At 40.7% G+C, this 22,913-nt stretch carries 20 protein-coding genes and 2 pseudogenes; 13 read left to right on the forward strand and 9 right to left on the reverse strand.

Annotated features, from left to right (window positions below):
- Positions 1-2 precede the first annotated feature (2 nt).
- The 3 genes from A3835_06120 to A3835_06130 form a co-directional block, all read right to left on the reverse strand.
- A complete protein-coding gene (locus A3835_06120; GenBank protein ID ORI07164.1) occupies positions 3-1,115 on the reverse strand; it encodes a UDP-4-amino-4,6-dideoxy-N-acetyl-beta-L-altrosamine transaminase in 1,113 nt (370 codons plus the stop codon).
- The gene (locus tag A3835_06125) at positions 1,112-2,107 is read right to left on the reverse strand and encodes a UDP-N-acetylglucosamine 4,6-dehydratase (inverting) (GenBank protein ID ORI07165.1); all 996 of its coding nucleotides are present in this window, start codon (positions 2,105-2,107) and stop codon (positions 1,112-1,114) included. The genes A3835_06120 and A3835_06125 overlap by 4 nt, the downstream gene beginning before the upstream one ends.
- 218 nt (positions 2,108-2,325) lie before the next feature.
- The gene (locus A3835_06130) at positions 2,326-2,886 is read right to left on the reverse strand and encodes a dCTP deaminase (GenBank protein ID ORI07166.1); all 561 of its coding nucleotides are present in this window, start codon (positions 2,884-2,886) and stop codon (positions 2,326-2,328) included.
- 118 nt (positions 2,887-3,004) lie between these two features.
- On the opposite strand from A3835_06130, the gene A3835_06135 reads away from it, so the two are divergent.
- From A3835_06135 to A3835_06175, 9 genes and pseudogenes are all read left to right on the forward strand, one after another.
- Complete coding sequence (locus tag A3835_06135; protein ID ORI07167.1) at positions 3,005-3,847, forward strand: hydrogenase; 843 nt, start codon at positions 3,005-3,007, stop codon at positions 3,845-3,847.
- 109 nt (positions 3,848-3,956) lie between these two features.
- Positions 3,957-4,403 (forward strand): acetyl-CoA carboxylase, biotin carboxyl carrier protein, encoded by a 447-nt coding sequence (locus A3835_06140; protein ID ORI07168.1) that lies wholly within the window; start codon positions 3,957-3,959, stop codon positions 4,401-4,403.
- Positions 4,403-5,734, forward strand: a complete 1,332-nt coding sequence (locus A3835_06145; protein ID ORI07169.1) for an acetyl-CoA carboxylase biotin carboxylase subunit — start codon at positions 4,403-4,405, stop codon at positions 5,732-5,734. Before A3835_06140 ends, A3835_06145 begins: the two co-directional genes overlap by 1 nt.
- Positions 5,735-5,809: 75 nt before the next feature.
- Positions 5,810-7,167: pseudogene (locus A3835_06150) on the forward strand (MATE family efflux transporter).
- A gap of 47 nt (positions 7,168-7,214) precedes the next feature.
- Positions 7,215-7,883 (forward strand): hypothetical protein, encoded by a 669-nt coding sequence (locus A3835_06155; protein ID ORI07170.1) that lies wholly within the window; start codon positions 7,215-7,217, stop codon positions 7,881-7,883.
- Positions 7,868-8,272, forward strand: a complete 405-nt coding sequence (locus A3835_06160; protein ID ORI07171.1) for a hypothetical protein — start codon at positions 7,868-7,870, stop codon at positions 8,270-8,272. The genes A3835_06155 and A3835_06160 overlap by 16 nt, the downstream gene beginning before the upstream one ends.
- Positions 8,262-8,939 carry a hypothetical protein gene (locus tag A3835_06165; GenBank protein ID ORI07172.1) on the forward strand — a complete coding sequence of 226 codons (678 nt, stop codon included), beginning with the start codon at positions 8,262-8,264 and terminating at the stop codon, positions 8,937-8,939. The genes A3835_06160 and A3835_06165 overlap by 11 nt, the downstream gene beginning before the upstream one ends.
- Positions 8,940-8,944: 5 nt before the next feature.
- Positions 8,945-9,832, forward strand: a complete 888-nt coding sequence (locus A3835_06170; GenBank protein ORI07173.1) for a hypothetical protein — start codon at positions 8,945-8,947, stop codon at positions 9,830-9,832.
- Positions 9,829-10,250 (forward strand): annotated as a pseudogene (locus tag A3835_06175) (Sua5 YciO YrdC YwlC family protein). The gene A3835_06170 and the pseudogene A3835_06175 overlap by 4 nt, the downstream one beginning before the upstream one ends.
- Positions 10,251-10,259: 9 nt before the next feature.
- Here the strand turns inward: A3835_06175 and A3835_06180 are convergent.
- The 6 genes from A3835_06180 to A3835_06205 all read right to left on the reverse strand — a co-directional run bounded on the left by A3835_06180 (position 10,260) and on the right by A3835_06205 (position 19,912).
- Entirely contained in the window at positions 10,260-11,987 is a 1,728-nt protein-coding gene (locus A3835_06180) for a peptidase M3 (protein ID ORI07174.1), read from the reverse strand.
- Positions 11,988-11,996: 9 nt separating this feature from the next.
- On the reverse strand, positions 11,997-13,391 hold the full coding sequence (locus tag A3835_06185) for a C4-dicarboxylate transporter DcuC (protein ORI07175.1): 1,395 nt from the start codon (positions 13,389-13,391) through the stop codon (positions 11,997-11,999).
- 324 nt (positions 13,392-13,715) lie between these two features.
- Positions 13,716-14,861: a hypothetical protein gene (locus A3835_06190; protein ID ORI07176.1), complete on the reverse strand. Its 1,146-nt coding sequence runs from the start codon at positions 14,859-14,861 to the stop codon at positions 13,716-13,718.
- A 107-nt stretch (positions 14,862-14,968) separates the two neighbouring features.
- Complete coding sequence (locus tag A3835_06195; protein ORI07177.1) at positions 14,969-15,475, reverse strand: DNA-deoxyinosine glycosylase; 507 nt, start codon at positions 15,473-15,475, stop codon at positions 14,969-14,971.
- A 52-nt stretch (positions 15,476-15,527) separates the two neighbouring features.
- On the reverse strand, positions 15,528-16,133 hold the full coding sequence (locus tag A3835_06200; GenBank protein ORI07178.1) for a hypothetical protein: 606 nt from the start codon (positions 16,131-16,133) through the stop codon (positions 15,528-15,530).
- A 176-nt stretch (positions 16,134-16,309) separates the two neighbouring features.
- The gene (locus A3835_06205) at positions 16,310-19,912 is read right to left on the reverse strand and encodes a pyruvate:ferredoxin (flavodoxin) oxidoreductase (protein ID ORI07179.1); all 3,603 of its coding nucleotides are present in this window, start codon (positions 19,910-19,912) and stop codon (positions 16,310-16,312) included.
- Between the two features lie 169 nt (positions 19,913-20,081).
- On the opposite strand from A3835_06205, the gene A3835_06210 reads away from it, so the two are divergent.
- The 4 genes from A3835_06210 (at position 20,082) to A3835_06225 (ending at position 22,909) form a co-directional block, all read left to right on the forward strand.
- Positions 20,082-21,245: a sugar transporter gene (locus A3835_06210; GenBank protein ORI07180.1), complete on the forward strand. Its 1,164-nt coding sequence runs from the start codon at positions 20,082-20,084 to the stop codon at positions 21,243-21,245.
- A gap of 132 nt (positions 21,246-21,377) precedes the next feature.
- Entirely contained in the window at positions 21,378-21,689 is a 312-nt protein-coding gene (locus tag A3835_06215; GenBank protein ID ORI07181.1) for a fumarate reductase, read from the forward strand.
- 3 nt (positions 21,690-21,692) lie between these two features.
- A complete protein-coding gene (locus tag A3835_06220; protein ID ORI07182.1) occupies positions 21,693-22,406 on the forward strand; it encodes a UDP-N-acetylmuramate--alanine ligase in 714 nt (237 codons plus the stop codon).
- Positions 22,407-22,417: 11 nt separating this feature from the next.
- Complete coding sequence (locus A3835_06225; protein ORI07183.1) at positions 22,418-22,909, forward strand: flavodoxin; 492 nt, start codon at positions 22,418-22,420, stop codon at positions 22,907-22,909.
- Positions 22,910-22,913: the final 4 nt, after the last annotated feature.

Raw genomic sequence — 22,913 nt, forward strand, 5'->3', positions numbered from 1 at the left:
TTTTACTCGCTAAAGCTTTTTAGCACATCAAAAAGCGTGCTTGCAACAAATTTAGCATCATCCACGCTCATGCCATGGTGGCATGGGATACTAAGCTCGGCGCTATAAAATTTCTCCGCATTTGGCAGTGAAATTTCGCCAACTAGCGCTTTATAAAAGCTAAATTTATATGTTGGTTTATAATGCACCTGCACGCCAACGCCTTTTTGCAAGAGCGCTTCAAAAATTTGCTCTTTTTTATCCCAAAATTTCTTATCCAAAAGCACCGGATATAGGTGCCTTGAGCTAGTTGTATTTGCTGGGATATTTATAGTTTTAAAATATTCACACCCGCTAAATTTCTCATCATAAAATTTAGCTATCTCATTTCTTTTAGCGATAAAGCCGTCCAGCCTTTTTAGCTGGCTAAGCCCCAAAGCGCAGGCCACGTCTGTGATCCTGTAGTTGTATCCAAGCAGGCTCATGTCGCTATCCCAAAGCTTTGTTTTAGTGATACCGTGGCTTCTATATAGCCTTGCAAGTCTTGCTAGCTCATCATCATTTGTAGCAAGCGCACCGCCTTCAAGCGTGGTGATAGGCTTTACTGGGTGAAAGCTAAATATGCTAATATCAGCCTTAACGCCCACTTTTACGCCATTTTGCACGCTACCAAGGGCATGAGAAGCGTCATCTATCACTTTTATGCCGTGCTTTTTGGCTAAATTTATGATCTTATCTAGCTCCACTGGATTGCCACCGTAATCAACCGCAGTTATCACCTTTGTCTTTGGAGTGATTAGAGCTGAAATTTTCTCTTCATCGATGTTACCATTTGCTTTTACGTCGCAAAATTTGACCTGCGCTCCTGCCATCAAAGCTGCATTTGCAGTGGCTGCAAAGGTGATAGGTGTCGTGATCACTTCATCGCCACCCTTTACGCCAAGGCTAAGATAGGCTACGTGAAGGGCCGAAGTGGCTGAGTTCATAGCGATCACGTGCTTTACGCCAACATACTTTGCCAGCTCCTCTTCAAATTTACTGACCTTTTGGCCACCTGTTAAGATGTCATCTTTTAAGGCATCTGTGACTGCCTTTATATCCTCTTCTGTGATCTGCTGACGGCTGTAAGGGATCATTTAGCATCTCCTATCATCTCAAGAAGGCCTGCTCTATCGAGCCAAATTTTATTTGTATTTGAGCTATATTCAAAGTCCTCGCTCACTGGTTTGCCCTTTTGATGAAGAGCATTTGTCGAGAAGTCTTGGGCTGTTAAAAACTGGATAGACGGACTGATAACGTAGTAATCATCAAATTCGTATGTAAGATGCGCGTCGTCTCTTGAGATCATCATCTCATGCATCTTTTCGCCTGGGCGAATGCCTATGATCTTGACGCCAAGGTCTGGTGCAAGGGCTTTTGCGAGATCTACCATCGTCATCGATGGGATCTTTGGTATGAAAATTTCGCCGCCCTTCATCCTCTCAAAGTTTTTAAGGACGAAATTTACACCTTGTTCAAGCGTAATCCAAAACCTAGTCATCTTCTCATGCGTGATAGGAAGCTCTTTTTCTCCTTGCGCGATCAGCTTTTTAAAGAGCGGTACGACTGATCCGCGAGAACCAACGACATTTCCATATCTTACGACACTAAATCTTGTTTTTTTGTCTCCAACAATGTTATTTGCAGCAACAAAAAGCTTGTCACTTGCTAGCTTTGTAGCTCCATATAAATTTACAGGGTTGCATGCTTTGTCGGTTGAGAGTGCGATCACTTTGCTAACGCCACACTCCAAAGAGGCGTCGATGACGTTTTGAGCGCCGTCAATGTTTGTTTTGATGCACTCCATTGGGTTATATTCTGCGATTGGTACATGTTTCATCGCAGCTGCGTGGATGACATAGTCTATGCCATTCATCGCGGTTCTTAAGCGCTTATAGTCCCTCACGTCGCCGATGAAAAAACGCATCGCTTTATCTTTAAAGACTTGAGCCATTTCGTATTGCTTTAACTCGTCGCGTGAGTAGATAACTAGCCTTCTTGGATTGTATTTTTTTAACAAAATTTCGGTGTACTTTTTACCAAAACTTCCTGTTCCGCCGGTGATTAGTATTGATTTATCATTAAACATTATTGCGCCCTTTACTAACTATTTTTTGGGGTATAAATAGCTAAATCTAAATTGTATTTTATAAAAATTTAAGCAAAAGCTATGCCAAAATTTTAAAATTTATTAAAAATTTTTTTATCTTTCTAGATTCTATTTCGTCAAATTTTAATTAATGTTTAGAGGAAATTGTAAAAGTAGTATTTAAATTTAGCCTTTGCAAAGTCGCAAAGGCATAAAAATTACTTCAAAATTCTTGGCAGTGTGATGCCTTCTTGAGCTTGGTATTTGCCATTTTTATCAGCATACGTCACTTCGCATGGCTCGTCGCCCTCGATAAATAGCACCTGCGCAATGCCTTCGTTCGCATAAATTTTTGCAGGAAGTGGCGTAGTATTTGAAATTTCTATCGTGATATGCCCCTTAAATCCGGGCTCAAAAGGTGTTACATTTACGATGATGCCGCACCTTGCGTAGGTGCTTTTGCCAAGGCAGATCGCTAGTACGTTATCTGGCATGTTAAAGTACTCGATCGTGCGCGCTAGAGCGAATGAATTTGGCGGCACGATACAGACATCGCCCTTAAAATCGACTACGTTTTTCTCGTCGAAATTTTTCGGATCGACCACGGTTCCGCCGATGTTTGTAAAAATTTTAAACTCATCACCAACGCGGATATCGTAGCCGTAGCTAGAAACGCCGTAGCTAACGACGCCGCGTCCAACCTGCTCCTCAGCAAACGGTACTATCATATTTTTCTCAACCGACATTTTTCTTATCCAAGAGTCTGACTTTAAACCCATTTTTGCTCCTTTTTTGGGCGATTATAACGCTTTGCGTCTTTAAAGTAAATTTAGTAAAGCGAATAAATTAGATGAAAATTAGTATAATTTTAACAGCAAAAATTAATAAGGGACAAAAATGCAAGAGAAAAATGCAGAAATTTTTACTGGCGAGCGTGCGATGTTTGGGGCAAAAAGTGTAAATTTTACAAACTGTATCTTTGAAGATGGCGAGTCGCCACTAAAGCATAGCTCAAATTTAAAGCTAAATGAGTGCGTTTTTGCCTACAAATACCCACTTTGGTACGCAAGCGATGTCACGCTAAATGGCGGATACTTGGAGCCTCTAGCAAGAGCTGGCATGTGGTACAGTGCAAATTTAAGCTTCAAAGACGCGCTCATCAACGCTCCAAAAAGCTTTAGAAAAAGCTCGCAAATTTCATTAGAAAATATAAATTTTTCAGATGCTAGTGAAACACTTTGGGGATGCACGGATGTGAAGATAAAAAATGTTTTTGCCAGTGGCGATTATTTTGGGGCAAATAGCGAAAATTTAGAGATCGATGGGCTAAATTTAGACGGAAACTACTGCTTTGATGGTTGTAAAAATGTCCATATCACAAACTCAAAGCTCATTTCAAAAGATGCTTTTTGGAACTGCGAAAACGTGGTTGCACAAAACTGTCTAATCTCAGGCGAATATCTGGCTTGGAACTCAAAAAATGTAACGCTCATAAACTGCACGATAAAGAGCTTGCAAGCCCTTTGTTACGTGGAAAATTTGGTCGTAAAAGATTGCATTTTTATGGATACGAGTCTTGCGTTTGAATATTCAAGTGTCGATGTAAGCACAAGCGGAGCGATAAAAAGCATAAAAAATCCAAAAAGTGGCGTGATAAGGGCAGCAAAGATAGATGAGATCATCATCGATGAAAATTTAGTTGATACTAAAGGTATTAAGATAATTATTACTGAAAAATAACTTAGCAAAAAAGAGTAGCTTTGAGTTCTCGTTTTTGCTTCATAAAAAAAATTTTTATCTAATTTTCGCTACAATTAGACGCTTATATAAAAATTTAGGAGAAATTTCTATGAAAAAAGAAGATATAAAAGAGCTTATCGAATTTTTTAATGATATGGAGATGAATCATATCAAAATAAAAAGTGGTGATTTTGAGGTAGAGCTTGAAAAATTTTCAGATTATTGCGCGCCTGCTAAACCAGCAGCACAAGCACCAGCTCCAGCACCTGTAAATGTAGTCGTTAATTCAGAGGTAAAACCAGCTGCAAACTCGCCAAAAGATAGTATAAAATCTCCTATGGTAGGTACTTTCTACGCTGCTCCAAGCCCAGGCGCGGCTCCATTCGTAAAAGTAGGTCAAAGAGTGAGAAAAGGCGATGTAGTGGGCATTATCGAAGCTATGAAGATCATGAATGAGATCGAGGCTGAGTTTGACTGCCAGATCACTGAAATGCTAGTCTCTGACGGACAGCCAGTTGAGTTTGGATTGCCGTTATTTGGCGTGGAGAAAAATTAATGGAATTAAAAAGAATTTTAATCGCAAACCGCGGCGAGATCGCTCTTCGTGCTTTGCGAACGATAAAGGAGATGGGTAAAGAAGCTGTTGTAGTCTACTCAACTGCCGACAAAGACGCACTCTACGTAAAATACGCCGACGTGGCCATTTGCATCGGTAAAGAGCGCTCAAGCGATAGCTACCTAAATATCCCAGCTATCATAAGCGCAGCTGAGATCAGCGAAGCAGATGCTATTTTCCCTGGATATGGCTTTTTAAGTGAAAATCAAAATTTCGTAGAAATTTGCTCGCATCATAAGATCAAATTTATAGGACCAAGTGTTGCTGCAATGGCTTTGATGAGCGATAAGAGCAAGGCAAAGCAGGTTATGCAAAGAGCTGGAGTACCAGTCATCCCCGGTTCAGATGGAGCAGTGGCTGACACAAAAGCTGCAAAAGAGCTAGCTAAAAAGATCGGCTATCCTGTTATCTTAAAAGCTGCTGCAGGTGGCGGTGGACGTGGTATGCGCGTGGTTGAACGTGAAGAGGATTTAGAAAAGGCTTTTTGGTCAGCTGAAAGTGAAGCGATGAGTGCGTTTGGTGACGGAACAATGTATATGGAAAAATATATCCTAAACCCACGCCACATCGAAGTCCAAGTCATCGGTGATAGCCATGGCAATGTGCTTCACATCGGCGAGCGCGACTGTTCTATGCAGCGTCGCCACCAAAAGCTGATCGAAGAAAGCCCAGCTATTTTACTTGATGAAAAAACAAGAAAGAGGCTTCACGAAACAGCCATAAAAGCGGCAAAAGCGATCGGCTACGAGGGAGCTGGTACGTTTGAGTTTTTGGTTGATAAAAATTTGGACTTTTACTTCATCGAGATGAATACAAGACTTCAAGTTGAGCACACGGTGAGCGAAATGGTAAGCGGACTTGATATCATCGAGCTTATGATAAAAGTGGCTGAAGGCGAGGCACTACCATCACAAGAGAGCATTGAGCTAAAAGGTCATGCGATCGAGTGCAGGATAACAGCTGAAGATCCAAATACATTTACGCCGTGTCCTGGCAAGATCACAAAATATGTCTGCCCAGGTGGCCGCAACGTGAGAATGGATAGCCACATCTACCAAGACTACTCTATACCACCGTATTACGACAGTATGATCGGTAAGCTCGTAGTTTGGGACACTGATAGAAACAGAGCAATCCACAAGATGAAAGTAGCTCTTGATCAGCTCATAATAAATGGCATAAAAACAACAAAAGATTTTCACATCGCTATGATGGAAAACAAAGACTTTTTAAGCAATAACTACGATACAAATTATCTTTCGAGACACTAAATTTTTAAGTCAGGATTTGCAAAAAGCAGATCTTGGCTTAAATATTAAAATTTTTAAGTTTATCTTAGGGGAAGCATGGTAAACAAAATCAAAGATCAAAATACAAAATTTTTCTCAAATGCTGATCTTGCGAAGCTATTTTTCCCTATTGTGGTTGAGCAGTTTTTAGAGTATAGCCTAGGGCTTGCAAACTCGCTAATGGCACAAGTGTTAGTGAAAGCGCTGTAAGTGCGATTAGTCTTGTGGAATTTGTCATGGCGCTATTTATTAGCATATTTACTGCTATCGCTACTGGCGGCTCAGTGGTTGCTAGCCAGTATCTTGGTAATAAACAAAGTGGCAACGCCAAAATCACAGCAAATCAGCTCGTTTGGTTTAGTTTTATCTTTGCCCTTTTTATCGCAGCGGTCATCATAGTTTTAAAAGATATTATCCTAGATTATGTCTTTGGCGATATTGGTGAGCAAGTAAGGCATGATGCTAGCCACTATCTTGTTTTCTCAGCCATTTCCGCGCCATTTTTGGCTGTCTATGCAGCAGCTGCGGCGATCTTTCGCACGATGTCAAATGCTAAGCTTCCTATGTATATTATGGCGGCTGCAAATTTATTAAACGTACTTCTAACTGCCATTAGTATTTATACATTTCATACTGGTATTTTAGGTATCGCCATAAGTACGCTTATAGCCAAGATGCTTGCTTGCTTTGTCATAGTCTATTTGCTTCTTGATATAAGGCTAAAACTTCACATAAGAAAGAGCTTTATCTATAAATTTGACTACGAGATCATCAAGAAAATTTTAAATATCGGTGTGCCTTATGGCTTTGAAAATTCGATGTTCTATGTGGGTCGCATCATCGTTTTGAGCCTTGTTTCACTCTTTGGCACAGCAAGTATCGCTGCAAATGCCGTGGGCGGGACGATCGTGATGTTTCAAGTACTCCCTGGCATGGCGATAGGCACAGGACTTAGTGTAGTTATCTCAAGGTGCGTTGGCGCAAACGACTTTGCTCAGGCTAAATTTTACGTAAGAAAATCGATGATAAGCATCTATATTGTCCAGCTTTTTAGCACAGCTGTGATTTTACTACTTCTTGAGCCACTGCTTAGGGTTTATAATCTCTCAAGCGAAGCCATAAATTTAACAAGGCAGATCGTCTGGTATCACGGTATCGCGATGTGCCTTATTTGGCCACTTGCCTACACATATCCGACCGTTTTTCGAGCAGCTGGGGATGCTAAATATCCGATGATTGTAAATTTAGTTTGTATGTTTGCTTGTAGAGTCATCTTGGCCTATATCTTTGCACTTACATTTGATCTTGGCATGATAGGTACTTGGTTTGCAATGTTTGCTGACTGGGCTGTAAAGGCGGTGCTTTTTACGATTAGATACTTAAAAGGCACATGGATGAAATTTAAAGCTATTTAAAAAGAAATTTAGTAATATACAAGCGATTTTGTCGCAAAGGATAAAAAATGAAAAATGTATTTAAATTTGGTGCAGTTTTGCTTACGGCAGCTCTTTTTGCTGGATGTGCGAGTGAGAGCTCAAGAGTTGTTGAGACTCCAAAAGTAGCAAGCTACGGCACAGTTTACAATGGTCAAAAAATTTCAGTTTCGATAGGTCGATTTAATAATCAATCAGCTTACCAAAATGGTATATTTGCCGATGGTGAAGATAGGCTTGGTAACCAAGCTCAAAGCATTTTGATCACAAATTTACAGCAAAGTGGCAGATTTTTGGTGCTTGATAGATCAAATATGAAAGTAATCAAACAAGAGAGTGAGCTAAGTAAAACTGCTCAAAATCTAAAAGGCGCAAGATACGTGATAACTGGTGATGTGACCGAGTTTGGACGAAAAACTACGGGTGATCATCAGCTATTTGGCATACTTGGCAAAGGCAAGCAACAAACTGCCTATTCAAAGGTAAATTTAAATATCGTTGATACCAAAACAGCCGAGGTTGTCTATTCAGTTAGTGGTGCCGGCGAATACACCCTTTCAAACAGAGAAATCATCGGTTTTGGCGGTACAGCAGGATACGACTCTACGCTAAATGGCAAGGTTTTAAGTCTAGCTATTATTGAAGCGGTAAATAATCTAGTAAATGGCATAGAAAGTGGAGCATGGCAAGTAAAATAAAGCTTGCCGGCCTTGCGCTTTTTGCGCTATTTTTAGCGGGTTGCGGTCATTCAAACGGCCCAAGATCACTTTATTATTGGGACGGATCATATAATAGCTCACTATATAGTTATCTAAATGAAGAGGGCGATACAAACGAGCAAATTTCACGCTTAGAAAATCTGGTGCAGATCTCAACACAAAAGGGCTACAAGATCGCTCCTGGCGTATACGCACACCTTGGACTTTTATACTTAAATAATGGAAATTTAGGCTCTGCAAATGCAAATTTTGACAAAGAGGTGCAAAATTTCCCAGAGTCAAGGGAGTATATAAATTTCATCAAAGGCTCTAAAAATTTAACTCCAAAAAAAGTAGAGCAAAAAGAGGGGGCAAATAATGAAAAATAGCCTGAAATTTATAGCCGCTATATTTTTGGTAGTATTTTTTACGGGCTGCTCTATAAAAGAGCCTGAGCCATATGACTACTCAGAATTTTTACAAAAAAGACCTCATTCTATCTTAGTGCTTATGCCAACAAACGATAGCACAGAAATTTCAGGCCCAGCAGCTGTTTTAGCAAATGCAGTCGCACCACTAAGTGAGGCAGGATACTACGTATTTCCAGTGGCTCTTGTAAATGATACCTTTAAGCTAAATGGCATAACCGAGCCAAGCGAGATCGCAGCCGTGCCACTAAATAAGCTTGATAAAATTTTCCATGCTGATAGTGTGCTTTACATCAATATAAAAGATTATGGCACGAGCTATGCAGTCATCTCAAGCTCAACAAAGGTTGTCCTTGAAGCAAAGCTTATTGATATAAAAAGCGGCGCTACTCTTTGGCAAGGCAGTGCTATGGCAGCAGAAGATAGCAGTAGTGGCCAAAGTAGCCTACTTGGCATGTTAGTCTCAGCCGTCATCTCACAGGTGGCAAATACCATCTCAGATAGATCATACGATCTGGCGGTAATGGCAGATGCTTATTTATTTTCAAGAGATTGCCATAACTGCATACTTTATGGACCATATTCGCCGTATTATGGCAAAGATGCACAGCTTCATAAAGATAGATAAATTTAATGAATACTCATCGTCTTGGGATACTCCTTGCTTTAGTTGGCGGTATCCTTTGGGGATTTAGTGGGGTTTGTGGGCAGTATCTATTTTCACTTGGTATAAATTCTGATTTTTTGGTGCCATATAGACTGATGCTAGCTGGCATTGTTATTGTAATTTTTTATGCTTTTAAAGAACCAAGTGCCGTTTTTGCTCCGATTAAAGATATAAAGCTCCTTGGTGAGTTTTTAGTCTATGCCCTGCTTGGGCTTATGATGACACAGTACGCTTATTTTTACTCCATTGAGCTTTCAAATGCCGCAGTTGCAACTGTTATTCAATACACTGCTCCTGCTTTAATTTTACTGGTCATTTGCATAAAAGAAAAGCGCGTCCCAAGAAAACTTGAAATTTTAGCTCTATTTTTAGCTATGCTTGGCGTATTTTTCCTGAGCACACATGCTCAAATTTCATCTCTTGTCATTTCGCCAAAGGCCTTGTTTTGGTGCTTAGTTAGCGCTATTTGCGTTTGTGTTTATAATCTTGCTCCAGCAAGGCTAAATGCGAAATATTCAGTCACTCTTACACTTGGCTGGGGCATGGTTATGGGTGGGGTAGTGCTTGCTTGCTATATGAGAGTTTGGGATTTTGCTGGGCTTAATGGTATAAATCAATGGCTAGCATTTATTGCTGTTATTACGCTTGGCACCATTTTTGCATTTAGCTTTTATATGATAGGTGTTAAGCTCATAGGAGCAGCAAAAGCTAGTTTATTAGCCTGCATAGAACCACTAAGCGCAGCATTTTTTGGCTACTTTTGGCTTGGAACAAAATTTGTATTTTGGGATTTTTTAGGATTTGCTCTAATAATCTCTTGTATATTTTTACTATCAAAAAGAGAAAAATTATGATATTTCTAGCACAAACCGATACGACAGCTGGCTTTTTGAGTAAAGATTATAAAGAGATAAATAAGGCCAAAATGCGTGATGAGAATAAACCTTGCCTTATCACGACAGCGAAATTTAGCGTTTTAAATGAGCTTGTTAGAGTGCCAAAAAAATATAAAAATTTTATACGCCGTTCAAGAAAAGCTACATTTTTGTATCCAAATTTAAAGGCTATTAGAGTCGTAAAAGAGTGCAAGCACGAAAAATTTTTAGCTAAATTTGACTGGCTTTATTCAAGCAGTGCAAACAAGAATGGACAAAATTTTAATGAAACTTGGGCTATGAGCGTGGCTGATGAAATAGTAGATGATCATTTTTTCGAAGATGCTCCATCAAAAATTTATAAAATTTCTCGAAAAAAATAAAACGTTTAAGATAACTAGTGAATTTATACAGCCACTACCTTTTTAAACTCATCTAAATTTTTTAGCGCTTCATCTATGCCAATCAGCCAAAATTCGCACTTTGCCGTATCTTTTTTAAAGTGTTTTTTCATTAGCTCTTCCACGCTTTTTGTGCCACACTCTATTAAAAATTGTTTATAAATTTTGCAAAATTTTGCTTCATCTTTTTTAAACTCACTTAGAAAAAATTGTGATAGTAGATAACCGACACTATAAGGATAGTTGTAGATGTAGTTATCTGTTTTATAAAAATGTGGCTTAAAATATGGCAAAAATTCTTCAACATCGCTCGTGCTGTCTTTATAAAATTTATCCCAAGCTTGTTTTAAAAGATCGCTTGCATCTTTTTTACTGACTTGACCTTTTTGTCTCAGCTTTAAAAAGCTAGTTTCAAACTCGTATCTAACGCTTATATGAAGTAAAAAATTTGCAGCGCTTTTTAGCTCCTGCCATAAAATTTCTACCCTAAGTGAGTCATCTTTTTTTAGCTCATTTCGTAAAAGAGTCTCATTAAATGTACTCGCGCTCTCGGCTAAGCTCATTGGAAAATTTGCGCTTAAAACCGGAAGATCACGCATCAAGTAGTAGTGCCAAGCATGCCCAAGCTCATGAGCTTGCTGGATTAAGTGCGAAAGAGTATTCATGTAGGTGGTAAAAATTCTTGGTTGCTTAAATTTTGGCAAATTCACAAAAAATGCTCCGCCAGCTTTATTCTCTCGCACTTCGCTTTCTATCCAGTGTTTGTCTATCATAAGCTCGATAAAACTATCTTCACCTAGTGGCTTTAATGCTTTTTTGATGATTTTAATAGCCTCGTCATGAGAAATTTCACTATGCTTGCTAAGTGGATAAGGTGCCAAAAGATCACAACTTCTCATACTTTTACTACCTAAAAAGCTAGCTCTTATTCTTACGCATTCTCTTATTTTTTCCACTCTTTTGCTAATGGCTTCTTGCATGGCGTTTAAAGTGTCAAGGCTCATTTTATTTTCTTCAAGGCTTGGAGTTAAAAAATCAACTTTTGCTGCCTTAAATTTAGCCAGTCTAAATCCATGAAGCATATTTAAGATATCAAGATAAAGATCGGCAAATTTATCATAGTGAGAACTCAGAGCATCAAACACATTTTTGCGTAAAATTTCATCATCTGATCCTTTTAATATACCCATACATTTTGCAAGATTATAGCTTTGTGTTTTTGCATTTTTATTGGTAGTAGAGATATTTATTAAATTATTTAGATGTCTAAAATTTGTAAAAAGTGGGAAAAAATTTGTGAGCGCTAAATTTGCAAAAAAATCTCTTTCACTCTTTTTTCGTATTTTACTCTTACTATTTTTATGCTCTAAATATAGAAATTTTATATGTTTAAATTGAGCGCTTTGAAAAATTTTATCATCACTTTTTAGGCTATCAAATTTATCAAAAAGTAGCTCCTTTGCCGTATCAAGTTTAGCTTTTTGCTCTTTTATTTTTAGCTCAAATTTACTAGCTAGCTCATCTTTTGTATTATCACTACTTTTGCAACGACAAAATGCGAGTAGGCTGGTTGCTTCTTTGTATGCTTCTTCGTATGAGATGATAGCTTTGGTAAGCTCGCTATTGTTTAAAAATTTAACCAAATTTTCATTTTGTGCTTTTAGATTTTCAAACGATGAGGTAAAAATTTCGTTATCAAAATCTACGTAAGAATCATCAAAGCTCCATCTCATATTTTCTCCTTAAAATGATAGTAAAAATACAAATATATGGTGGCTTATAAGACCTAAAATAGCTGGCACGCTACATCTTTTAATGAGCGAAAGTGGGCTAATGTGAAGCATGCCTGAAATGGCTACCACTACGCCAGAGACAGGTGAAAGTGGTCTAGCTATTGTAGAGGCTTGATGCATAGGAAGCACGAGCATAACAGAGTTGATGTTTAAGCTCTTAGCTATATTTGGCACCATATTTAAAAGCGGATAAAAGCTTGCACCGTTTGAGCCAGCTATAATTGTAACGATGGTTGTTATAAATACAAAAAGTATAGACATGCCAAGCCCTCCAAAACCTATGCTTTTTGCCAAATTTACAATAGCATCAAGCATACCAAGAGCTTTAAAACCTTCAGCAAATATACCAGCTGCCACAACTAGCATAACAACACCGCTTAAGCTTTTTGCCATGGCATTAAAAAATACTTTTAGCCCTTCGCCAAGCTTTTCAAAGCTAAATTTATGCCTAAATGCTTCAAAAACCATAGCAATTATCATAGAAAGGATTATGACGCTTGATATGTTTAGTTTTATAGTTTTTAAACAATATGGCGAAAAAACTACTACTAAAATCATCGGTAAAAATGGTAAAAGAGCATAGATCATAGGTGCTTGCTCTTTTGGAACATCCACCTTATCGTCAAAACTAATGCTCTCTCCTACATGCTCGCTACAAACCCAACCTTCTTTTTTGTCTAAGTATCTATTCCAAAGAACTAATGCAATGCCGATCACGAGCACAGTTGGAAGAGCCGCTGGAATTTTATAGATAAAAACATAATCAAGCACCTCAAGTTCAGTTGCTTTTGCAGCAGCGGCTGTCGATGAGCCAAGAAGTACCATTGAGCTAGCTCCACTCATCGCACAAATACTACCAACGCTTAGTTTATTTAGTCCTAGTGATATAAGAACTGGTCCAAGAAGTGCAAGACAAAGCACGCCAAGTCCAACCGCACTGGTTATTACCATGCTTATAAGTTTTGCTACGCAAAAAGCTATGAATATCATAAAATATGGGCTTTTTATGGCTTTAAACCTTTTTGTGGCGATGCCTACAAAGGCTTGATTTGCTCCGATATGAGTCATGTAACTTGCAAAACCGACCATTAACATGATCAAAAGTCCAAGTTGTGAAAAATTATTTGAGAGCATATAGCGTATAAACTCAACTACATCTAGCAAGGAATTTCCAGTGCTCTTTACCTTTTCTGGTAAAAATTTTCCCGTATCAAGAATAACTGAAGAGACAAGCATGATAACGCCAGAGAGTAAGAGCACGAAAGTGGCGTATTTGCCTTTTAAAATCGCCCAGCCTACAACAAAAAGCGTAAGTAAGGCTATGATTAGACCAAGAGTATGCATTTTTGCTCCTTATTAAGATATTTAAAAACCAGAATACAAAAATCAAAAATACACTTAAAATATAAAAAATAATATTTATATACTTGCAATTATACTACTTGTTATATTGAAATTTCGCTTTTATTTATAAAAATATTATTAATTTTATAGATTAGATTGCTGCTTTTATGGCTAAGATGCAAAAGATAAATATAAAAATTTTAATATTAAGTACAACTATTGTAGTGTGATTTAAGGCTAATTAAAATATTCAAAATAAAAAAGGACGTAAATATTTGGTTTGGTAAAAATTCAAATGATGCCAGTAGCAACTTATTTTAGTATTTACCCCCTCGGCAGTCCGTTTTTATCAGACTTGTCGCTGATTAGCTTACCCGATTCGTCGTATTTTTTGGCGCGGATGAGCCTGCCGCGCTCAAATTCGCCCTCGGCCTCTAGTTTGCCGTTTGCGTAGTAGTGGCGCGCCTCGCCGACCTCCAACCCGTCCTCAAACATCACCCTGGCTTTTAGCTTGCCGTTTTCGTGATACTCCTCATATAGCCCGTGATAGCGCCCGTTTTTAAACATCACTTTGGCAGCCGGCGCCCCGCTCTCGTAGTAGTCAAGCCCCGCGCCCGTTTGGCGGCCGTCTTTGTACTCGTATTCGCCTCTAAGTTTGCCGCCCCCGTAGTATTCGCGCGCGACGCCGTCCTTCTCGCCGTCTTTGTAATTTTCTACCACGCGTGTTTTGCCGTTTTCATAAAATCGCTTCCAAACGCCTTGTTTGCGGTCATTTTTGTATTCGCCCGTCTCCTCCACGGCGCCGCTTTCGTAGTACCATTTTTCCGCGCCTTCTCGCTTGTCATTTTTGTAGGTTCGCACGCCGCGGATTTTGCCGCTTTTGTAGTAGTCGATGTCCTCGCCGTTTCGCAGTCCGCCCACGTACGGGCTGCGTGCGCTAACCTCGCCGCTAACGTAGTAGTCGGTAAACACGCCCTCTCGCCTGTCCGCCTTATAGGTACCCTCCTGCTTTAACGCGCCGCCCTCGTCAAAGTAGTAGCGGCGGTAGAGCCCGTCGCGGACGTCATTTTTGTATTCGCTCTCGCCCATCAGAGCGCCGCTATCTGAGTGGTAGTGCTTCGCCGTGCCCTCGCGGACGCCGTTTTTTAGAGGGTATTCGTTTGAGGGTTTGTCCCTGCCGTCAAAATAGTCCCTATATCGCACCGCGACGCCGCCCTCTACGTCTATCTCGCGTATAAGCGTGGGCGGCAGGGGCTTTAGCCTCGGATAGACCATGCCCATCGCATTTACGTCATATAGGTCCTCGACGCTGTATCGAAGCATCTTTAACGTGCCGTCGTAGAGCTTACCTTTTACGTAGTAAAGCCCGTTTTTTAGGCTCGCTTCGGGCTTCATTACGATTTTTGGCTCCAGCGCCTGCGCGCCGATCGCTAGAAGCGGAAGTAAAAATAGAAGTTTTAGGATTTTCATAGTTTTTCCTGCTTTGTTTAGTTTGGGTAATTTTAAAATTTGAAACTAAAATTAAGGTGAAGGCGCGGTTGTTTCTGATGAGTTAAATTTGAAGGCTTGCGTCAAATTTAGCCGTCTTTTAGCGCCTCCGCGACGACCGTCCACTCTTGCACGAGCCTTTCAAAGCTAAAATTTGCATTTGCCGGGCTAGTTGAGGGTAGCTTGACGGGCTCTTTGCCCGTTGCGTTTAAAATTTGAGTTTTTAGATATTTTTCGCAAATTTCATGCGCCTTGCCGCCATTGGCGAACACCTGCGCTATTCGCGCGCCGGTAAAGATCGGTTCTAAATTTGCAGGCACGATAGTGGTCATTTTGGCATCGCTCGAGCCCTTTATCTCGCACGAGATCGCAGCGTCGTAGATAGCGATGTGGTGGTCAAACAGAAAATTTATCTTTTCATCCGTATTTGTAGGCAACGGAGCGTTTAAAATCCCGACCAGTACCCGCCAAAAGCGATTTTGCGGATTTGCGTAGTAAAAGCCAAATTTACGAGAAACGACGGAAGGGAAGGAGCCGAGGATTAAAATTTTAGAATTTTTATCAAAAATCGGTTTAAATGGACTAATTTGATTCATCTATCTCTTTTAAAATTTTAGCCATTTAAACCATTTATTATTTTATAAAAAGTTACTCTTTTTGGTTTGGATTATTTGAAATTTTATCGTTAATCATCTTTTTCGCATTCATTGCAATATCGGTGATTTTCTTATTAGAGTCACTTAAAATTTCTTGTATTCTAGCCGAATCATCTTTTTTAAATATTTTTAAATTTTCGCTAAAGTCCTCATCATTAATGTCAAAATAAGCGACTGATTCAAAAGATAGTTTTGAGGCTATTAGGACTTGCGGGAACGCATTTTTATAAGAATTATAGCTTTTCACCTCAGCATTATAGCTTTCACGTTTATTTAGGAGTTCACTCTCGATTTTTTCTAACTGCGACATTAGCATTTGATATGTTTCGTTAGCCTTTAGTTCCGGAAAGGCTTGAGCCAAAGCAGCTACTTTTGCGACTCCATTTCCAGAAACACCAAGTTGAATCATTTGTTCACTACTTGCATAATCTTTGGCTATATCTATTATTTGATTTGATAGATCTAAACGTTTTTTGAGCGTAGCTTGGATATTTGCGAAGCTCTCTCTGATATTTTGCATCATTGATTGTAGTTTATTATATATTTTAATAATATAAGCCGCTAAGGCAATAACAACGACAATTATAGTAATAAGCATTTTTACTCCTTTTTATTTATTTTAAGATATGCGATTTTGACTTTTTACGACTTAATTTCACTTTAAGGATTAGAAACTTACTTATTTTGTTTGTGGGTTATTTAATTTTTTTTAAGTGAAATTATCTAAAAACAAAATTCTCCCACATGATAAATTTAAGTGGGAGAATTTGCGCCTTACTCGGCTGTTACTCCAGAAGAGATATCCTCGGCGATCTCAGGCGAGCTAGACTCGACCTCATCGCTAAAGTCAGCCAAGCTTAGGCGTTTTAGCTGGCGGTAGCGTCTTTGCGCGTCGGCCTTATTTTTAGCCAGCAGCTCGTCCGCGTGCTGCGGGTTAGTTTTTTTAAGCGAGTTATAGCGAACCTCGTTTAGCAAAAACTCCTCGTAAAGCGACCAATCAGGCTCTTTTGAGGTCATCTTGAGCGGATTTTTGCCCTCTTTGATTAGGCGCGGATCGTAGACGTAGGTCGGCCAGTAGCCGCATTTCGTCGCTAGTTCGCCCTGATCGCCAGAGAGCGCCATACCGCCCTTGATACCGTGCGCGATACACGGCGAATACGCGATCACGAGGCTAGGTCCATCGTAGGCCTCGGCTGCGGCGATGGCTTTTATCGTATTTGCTTGGCTCGCGTTTGAGTTGATTTGAGCTACGAAGATATTTCCGTAGGTCATCGCGATGTAGCCTAGGTCTTTTTTTTGCATCGGTTTGCCGCTAGCGGTAAACTGCGCTATCGAGCCCGCGCGGCTTGATTTTGAGCTCTGGCCGCCAGTGTTTGAGTAGACTTCGGTATCTAACACAAGCACGTTTACGTTCTCGCCGCTAGCTAGTACGTGATCAAGCCCGCCAAAGCCGATGTCGTACGCCCAGCCGTCGCCGCCGATGATCCACTGAGATTTTTTGACGAGATATCTTTTTAGCTCTAAAATTTCTTTCACGCCCTCTACGTCTAAATTTTGCTCCAAAATCGGCGTTAAAATTTTAGCGATTTGCGTCGTTTTCTCGCCGTCGTTTTTATGAGCGATCCAGTCGGAGTATAGCGCGGCTAAGGCATTTGGCGCGGCATCTTTAGTGCGTAGCATCACGTCTTCGATACGGTGGCGCAGAGTCTCTACCGCGACGTTCATACCCATACCAAACTCCGCATTATCCTCAAACAGCGAATTCGCCCACGCTACGCCCTTGCCGTCTTTGTTCGTCGTATAAGGCGTCGAAGGTGCGCTACCGCCGTAGATCGAGCTACAACCAGTCGCGTTTGCTACTATCATACGGTCGCCAAACAGTCTCGTAACAAGCCCGATATAAGGCGTCTCACCGCATCCGGGACACGCGCCGTGAAACTCAAATAACGGCTGCGCAAATCCCACGCCCTTGACACTATCTTTGCTCATCAGGTCGTCTTTGTAGGTTACTTTTTTAAATAAATAATCGGCGTTTTCCTGCTCGTTTTTCTCCATTTCCTCGGCTAGCGGCACCATGACGAGCGATTTTTCCTTGCTCGGGCAGTTTTGAGCGCACAGCTCGCAGCCCGTGCAGTCTAGCGGGCTCACTTGGATTTTGTATTTTAGTCCTTTTACTTCTTTGCCTTTGGCGTCTAAGACGTGATCTTGTACGGTTTGCGGAGCGGCAGCAAGCTCGTTTTCATCGATGAGGAACGGCCTGATCACCGCGTGCGGGCAGACGAAGGCGCACTGGTTACATTGGATACAATTTTCCTCGATCCATTTTGGCACCATCACGCCGATGCCACGTTTTTCGTACGCCGTCGTGCCTGATTTAAAGTGTCCGTCCTCGTACCCAACAAACGCCGAAACAGGCAAGCTATCGCCCCTGGCGGCATTGATAGGCTTAACGATTTTTTCTATAAATTCGTCGCCGACGTATTTTTCCTCGTTAGCGGCGTTATCCGTCAGATTTGCCCAGCTAGGATCGACCGCGACTTTAACTAGGCCGTCCGCGCCCATGTCGATTGCCTTGTAGTTCATTTCCACGATCGCCTCGCCCTTTTTGGCATAGGCTTTGTGCGCGTACTCTTTCATGTATTTTTGCGCGTCGGCAAACGGTATGATGTCTGCGAGTTTAAAAAATGCCGACTGCATGATTGTGTTCGTGCGGTTTTTTAGCCCTATCTCGCGAGCTAGCTTCGTGGCGTTGATGATGTAGAAATTTACCTTTTTAGCGGCCAAAATTTTCTTTACTTTATTCGGCAGTTTGGCAACCGTTTGCTCGGCGTCCCAGATAGAGTTTAGCAGGAATGTCCCGCCCTCGCGGATGCCGTCTATAACGTCGTAAATTTCAAGATACGCCGCAACCGAGCAGGCTACGAAGTGCGGATTTGAGACGAGATAGGTCGAGCGGATCGGGTTTTTACCAAAACGTAGGTGCGAGCGCGTATAGCCGCCTGATTTTTTACTATCGTAGGCAAAATACGCCTGCGCGTAAAGCTCTGTTTTATCACCGATGATTTTGATGGAGTTTTTATTCGCTCCTACTGTACCGTCCGCGCCAAGGCCGTAAAATAGGCACTCTTTCACGCTTGCATCGCTTAGCGAAATTTTCTCGCCGACTTTTAGCGAGGTGAAGGTCACGTCATCCTCGATACCGACGGTGAAGCCATTTTTAGGCTCGCTTAAATTTAAGTTTTCAAAGACGGCTAGCATTTGCACAGGATCGACGTCTTTTGAGCTTAGGCCGTAGCGGCCGCCCACGATCACGGGCTGATTTTTACGTCCGTAAAACGCCGCCTTGACGTCCAGATATAGCGGCTCGCCGAGGCTTCCCGGCTCTTTCGTGCGGTCTAGCACGGCGATCTTTTCTACCGTCTCAGGCATCACGTCAAAGAGGTATTTTAGGCTAAACGGACGGTATAGATGTACCTTTAGCACGCCCACTTTTTCGCCCTTTGCGCGTAGGTAATCGACGACTTCTTCTAGAGTTTGCGTTACCGAACCCATCGCGACTACGATGCGCGTAGCGTGCGGATCGCCGTAATAATTAAACGGTCTATAATCGCGTCCCGTGATTTTTGAAATTTCTTTTAGATACTCGGCCACGATATCAGGCACCGCGTCGTAGTAGCGGTTAGCTAGCTCGCGCGTCTGGAAGTAGATGTCGTCGTTTTGAGCCGTGCCGCGAGTTTTCGGGCTTTCGGGGCTTAGCGCCTCGTCTCTAAATTTTTGCAGCGCCTCGCGGTCAAGAAGCCTATCAAAGTGCGCGTAGTCAAGCACCTCGACCTTTTGTATCTCGTGGCTCGTGCGAAATCCGTCGAAAAAGTGCAAAAACGGCACGCGACCCTTGATCGCCGCTAGATGCGCGACGCCGGCGATATCCATGACCTCCTGCACGGAGCCGCTTGCCAGCATCGCAAATCCCGTTTGGCGACAGGCATAGATATCCTGATGATCGCCAAAGATAGAAAGCGCCTGAGCCGCGATAGAGCGCGCGCTCACGTGGATGACGCCGGGTAGTAGCTGGCCGGCGATCTTGTACATATTCGGGATTTTTAGCAAAAGACCCTGCGAAGCCGTATACGTCGTAGTTAGAGCGCCTACTTGCAGCGAGCCGTGCACGGTGCCCGCAGCTCCGCCCTCGCTTTGCATTTCGACGACTTTAACGGGCATGCCGAATAAATTTTTCTTACCCTGAGCCGCCCACATATCGGTGTAATCGGCCATCGGCGAGCTAGGGGTGATCGGGTAGATGCCCGCAACCTCCGTAAATGCGTAAGCCGCGTGCGCCGCAGCTTCGTTTCCGTCCATAGTTTTCATTATTTTAGCCATTTTTCCGCCTTAAATTTTCTTACGATTTTTAAAAATCTTTTATTATAGAGATAGTTTCCAAAATCTACTATTAATCTATGTCATTAATAAATTCTGAGGATTTTGCCTTTTGAATTACTAACTTTAAGTAAAATTCCATTACCGTAATGAAAAAATTTAAGGATAAAATTTGATAAGTGTTCATAGGGTAGCCTATTTAAGGGTTATAGCTCTTGCTTTTTGTGCTTTTATATTTAACACTACTGAGTTTGTTCCAGTGCCACTTTTAAGTGATATTGCGAAAGATTTTGATATGAGCACGGCTGATACTGGTCTTATCATCACGATTTATGCGTGGAGCGTTACGATACTTTCTTTGCCACTTATGCTTTTAACTGCAAATTTAGAACGAAGATCTCTTCTTTTAAAGGTTTTTATCGTATTTGTTGTAGCTCATACGCTTTGCGCCTTTGCTTGGAATTTTAAAATTTTAATTATTGCTCGGTTGATGGTAGCTATTGCCCATGCCATTTTTTGGGCTATCACTGCTTCACTTGCTGTTAGGCTAGCACCGATAAATAAAAGCTCGCAAGCTCTTGGATTACTAGCTCTTGGTACATCGCTAGCGATGATACTTGGTCTGCCACTTGGAAGAATTTTAGGTGATGCACTTGGTTGGCGTGTGACCTTTGGATTGATCGGAATTTTTGCTATTGGTGTTGGAGCTTGGCTATATAAAATTTTGCCACTTTTGCCAAGCAAAAACTCAGGCTCGCTTAAAAGCTTGCCAGAACTTGCAAGAAATGGCCTTTTGATGGTCGTATTTTTACTAACTGCAATTATTATAAGCGCGCATTTTAGCACTTATAGCTACATTGAGCCATTTGCAAAAGATATCAGTGGCTTTGATGGAAAATTTATCACAATATTCTTGCTTATATTTGGTGTTGCTGGCGTAGTTGCAAGCCTACTTTTCTCTAAATTTTATAAGCTTATTCCAAATGCATTTTCTGCAATTTCTATCATGCTTATTTTATGTTGCTTGCTTTTGTTAAATTTTATTGCTAAAAATGAAGTTTTAATGCTAGTTTTGGCCTTTGTTTGGGGGCTTGGCATAGCTGGTGTAAATATGAGCTTTCAAATAAAAGTACTAAATCTTGCCTCAAATGCAACTGATGCTGCAATGGCGATATTTTCGGCTATTTATAACATAGGCATCGGAGCAGGGGCGCTAATAGGGCATCAGACGATAGTTCATTTAGGCGAGCAAAATATCGGGAATGTCGGTAGTTTTTTTGCCGCAAGCGGACTTATCATATTTTTGTTTACGGTATCTAAGATTAAAAGAGTTTAGATGTTTAAATATCTAAGTAAAACGTTACAAATTTCTACATATAAGTGATAATAAATATCATAACTAAGAAAAATTTTAGTTAAGCTTCCTTATAATCATTATCAGAAAATGAATAAATTTTAGGAGCTTATTATGTCAGTTTTAGTTATCGGTGCAGATGAGATAACGCCTATCAAGGCAGTTTTACATGATTTGGGAGCTGAGAAGATAGAACACTGGGATGCTAGAAATGAAAACCGCGTAAATCGCAAACCAATCCCTCAAGATACCGAGTGCGTGGTGATGCTAACTAGTTTTTTAAACCACAACACTATGAAGACTATTAAAACTCAAGCAAAAAAGAGAAATATTCCAATTGTTTGTGCAAAAAGAAGCGTTAGCTGCGTATTTTGCGAGTATTGCAAGGTCTTTGGGCTAGATAAGGAATTTGGATGCAAAGAATAATCAATGAGATTCGGGCTTTTATCAGATATTGGCGAAATAACTCCAAATATTTTTGCAAAGCTTGATAGGCTTTCACGTGCAAAAATTTTTATTGCACTTTATAATTCTGGCGTAGAAAGTGAGCTAAAAATACCACTTTCTTACGCTAAATTTCTAAATTTCAAAGAAATTTTTGAGGCTAGGATAAATTTCCTACTTCGCGAAAAATGTCTAAATTTTAAGCCAGCAGATCGCTTTTGTTTTTCATCAAATATCATCATAAATGCTTATTTAAAAGGCGACTTTTCAAAGATAAAATTTATAGCAAAAGAGCCAAAAATGGCGGCTGCAAAGATGATAAAAATGCTTTATGCAAGTGGAGAATTTGAGCTTTGTATCGATGCGGCACAGATGTTTTGTCAATTTGTTTATGATAAAATACGCCTCCGCCATCAAGATAAAGAGGTCGTGCTAAATGGTGGTGTCATTTCGGTTAAAAAAGATGGTAAAAATTTGCTCAGCGTCATGCCAAGCTTTAAAAAAGTGAGCTTTGATGATATGAGAAATTTAAACGACGATATAGATAGAGCCGTCGGTGTGCTTGGTCACGAGTGCGAGATGGTTTATATCGTTTTTCCTAGAAATGAGGAATTTAGGCGACACGTTGAGGTTAGGCACTGTTGTGCGAGAGGTTTGATCAAGCTTGTGCCTTATACGATTATTAGTAAAATTTTTTAAAAAGGATAAAAATGATAGGTATAGTTTATGGAAGTAGCATGGGAAATACCGAAGATGCAGCAAAACTTATAAGTGAGGGTCTAGGCCTTGAAAATGAGCTTTTAAACGTTGCTGATGTAGACGCAGCGAAACTAAATAGCTTTGATAAGCTCATCCTTGGTACATCAACCTGGGGTAGTGGCGATCTTCAAGATGACTGGGATGCGTTTGACTTTAAAGCATTAAATCTAAGCGGAAAAACAGTCGCTGTTTTTGGTATGGGTGATAGCGAGAGCTACTCTGATGAGTACTGTAACGGCATGGCAAAGCTTTATGATGAGGTCGTAAAAGCTGGCGCAAAGGTAGTTGGTGAGGTTAGCACTGATGGCTATACATTTGATGGCTCTGATGCTGTTAGAAATGGAAAATTTGTAGGTCTAGCACTTGATGCTGATAACCAAAGTGACAAAACTGAGGGTAGAATTTCAGCTTGGATCGAGCAGATAAAACCTCACTTTGCTTAATGTA

Origin of the sequence: Campylobacter concisus (genome assembly GCA_002092835.1) — a bacterium.
Lineage (GTDB): Bacteria > Campylobacterota > Campylobacteria > Campylobacterales > Campylobacteraceae > Campylobacter_A > Campylobacter_A concisus_K.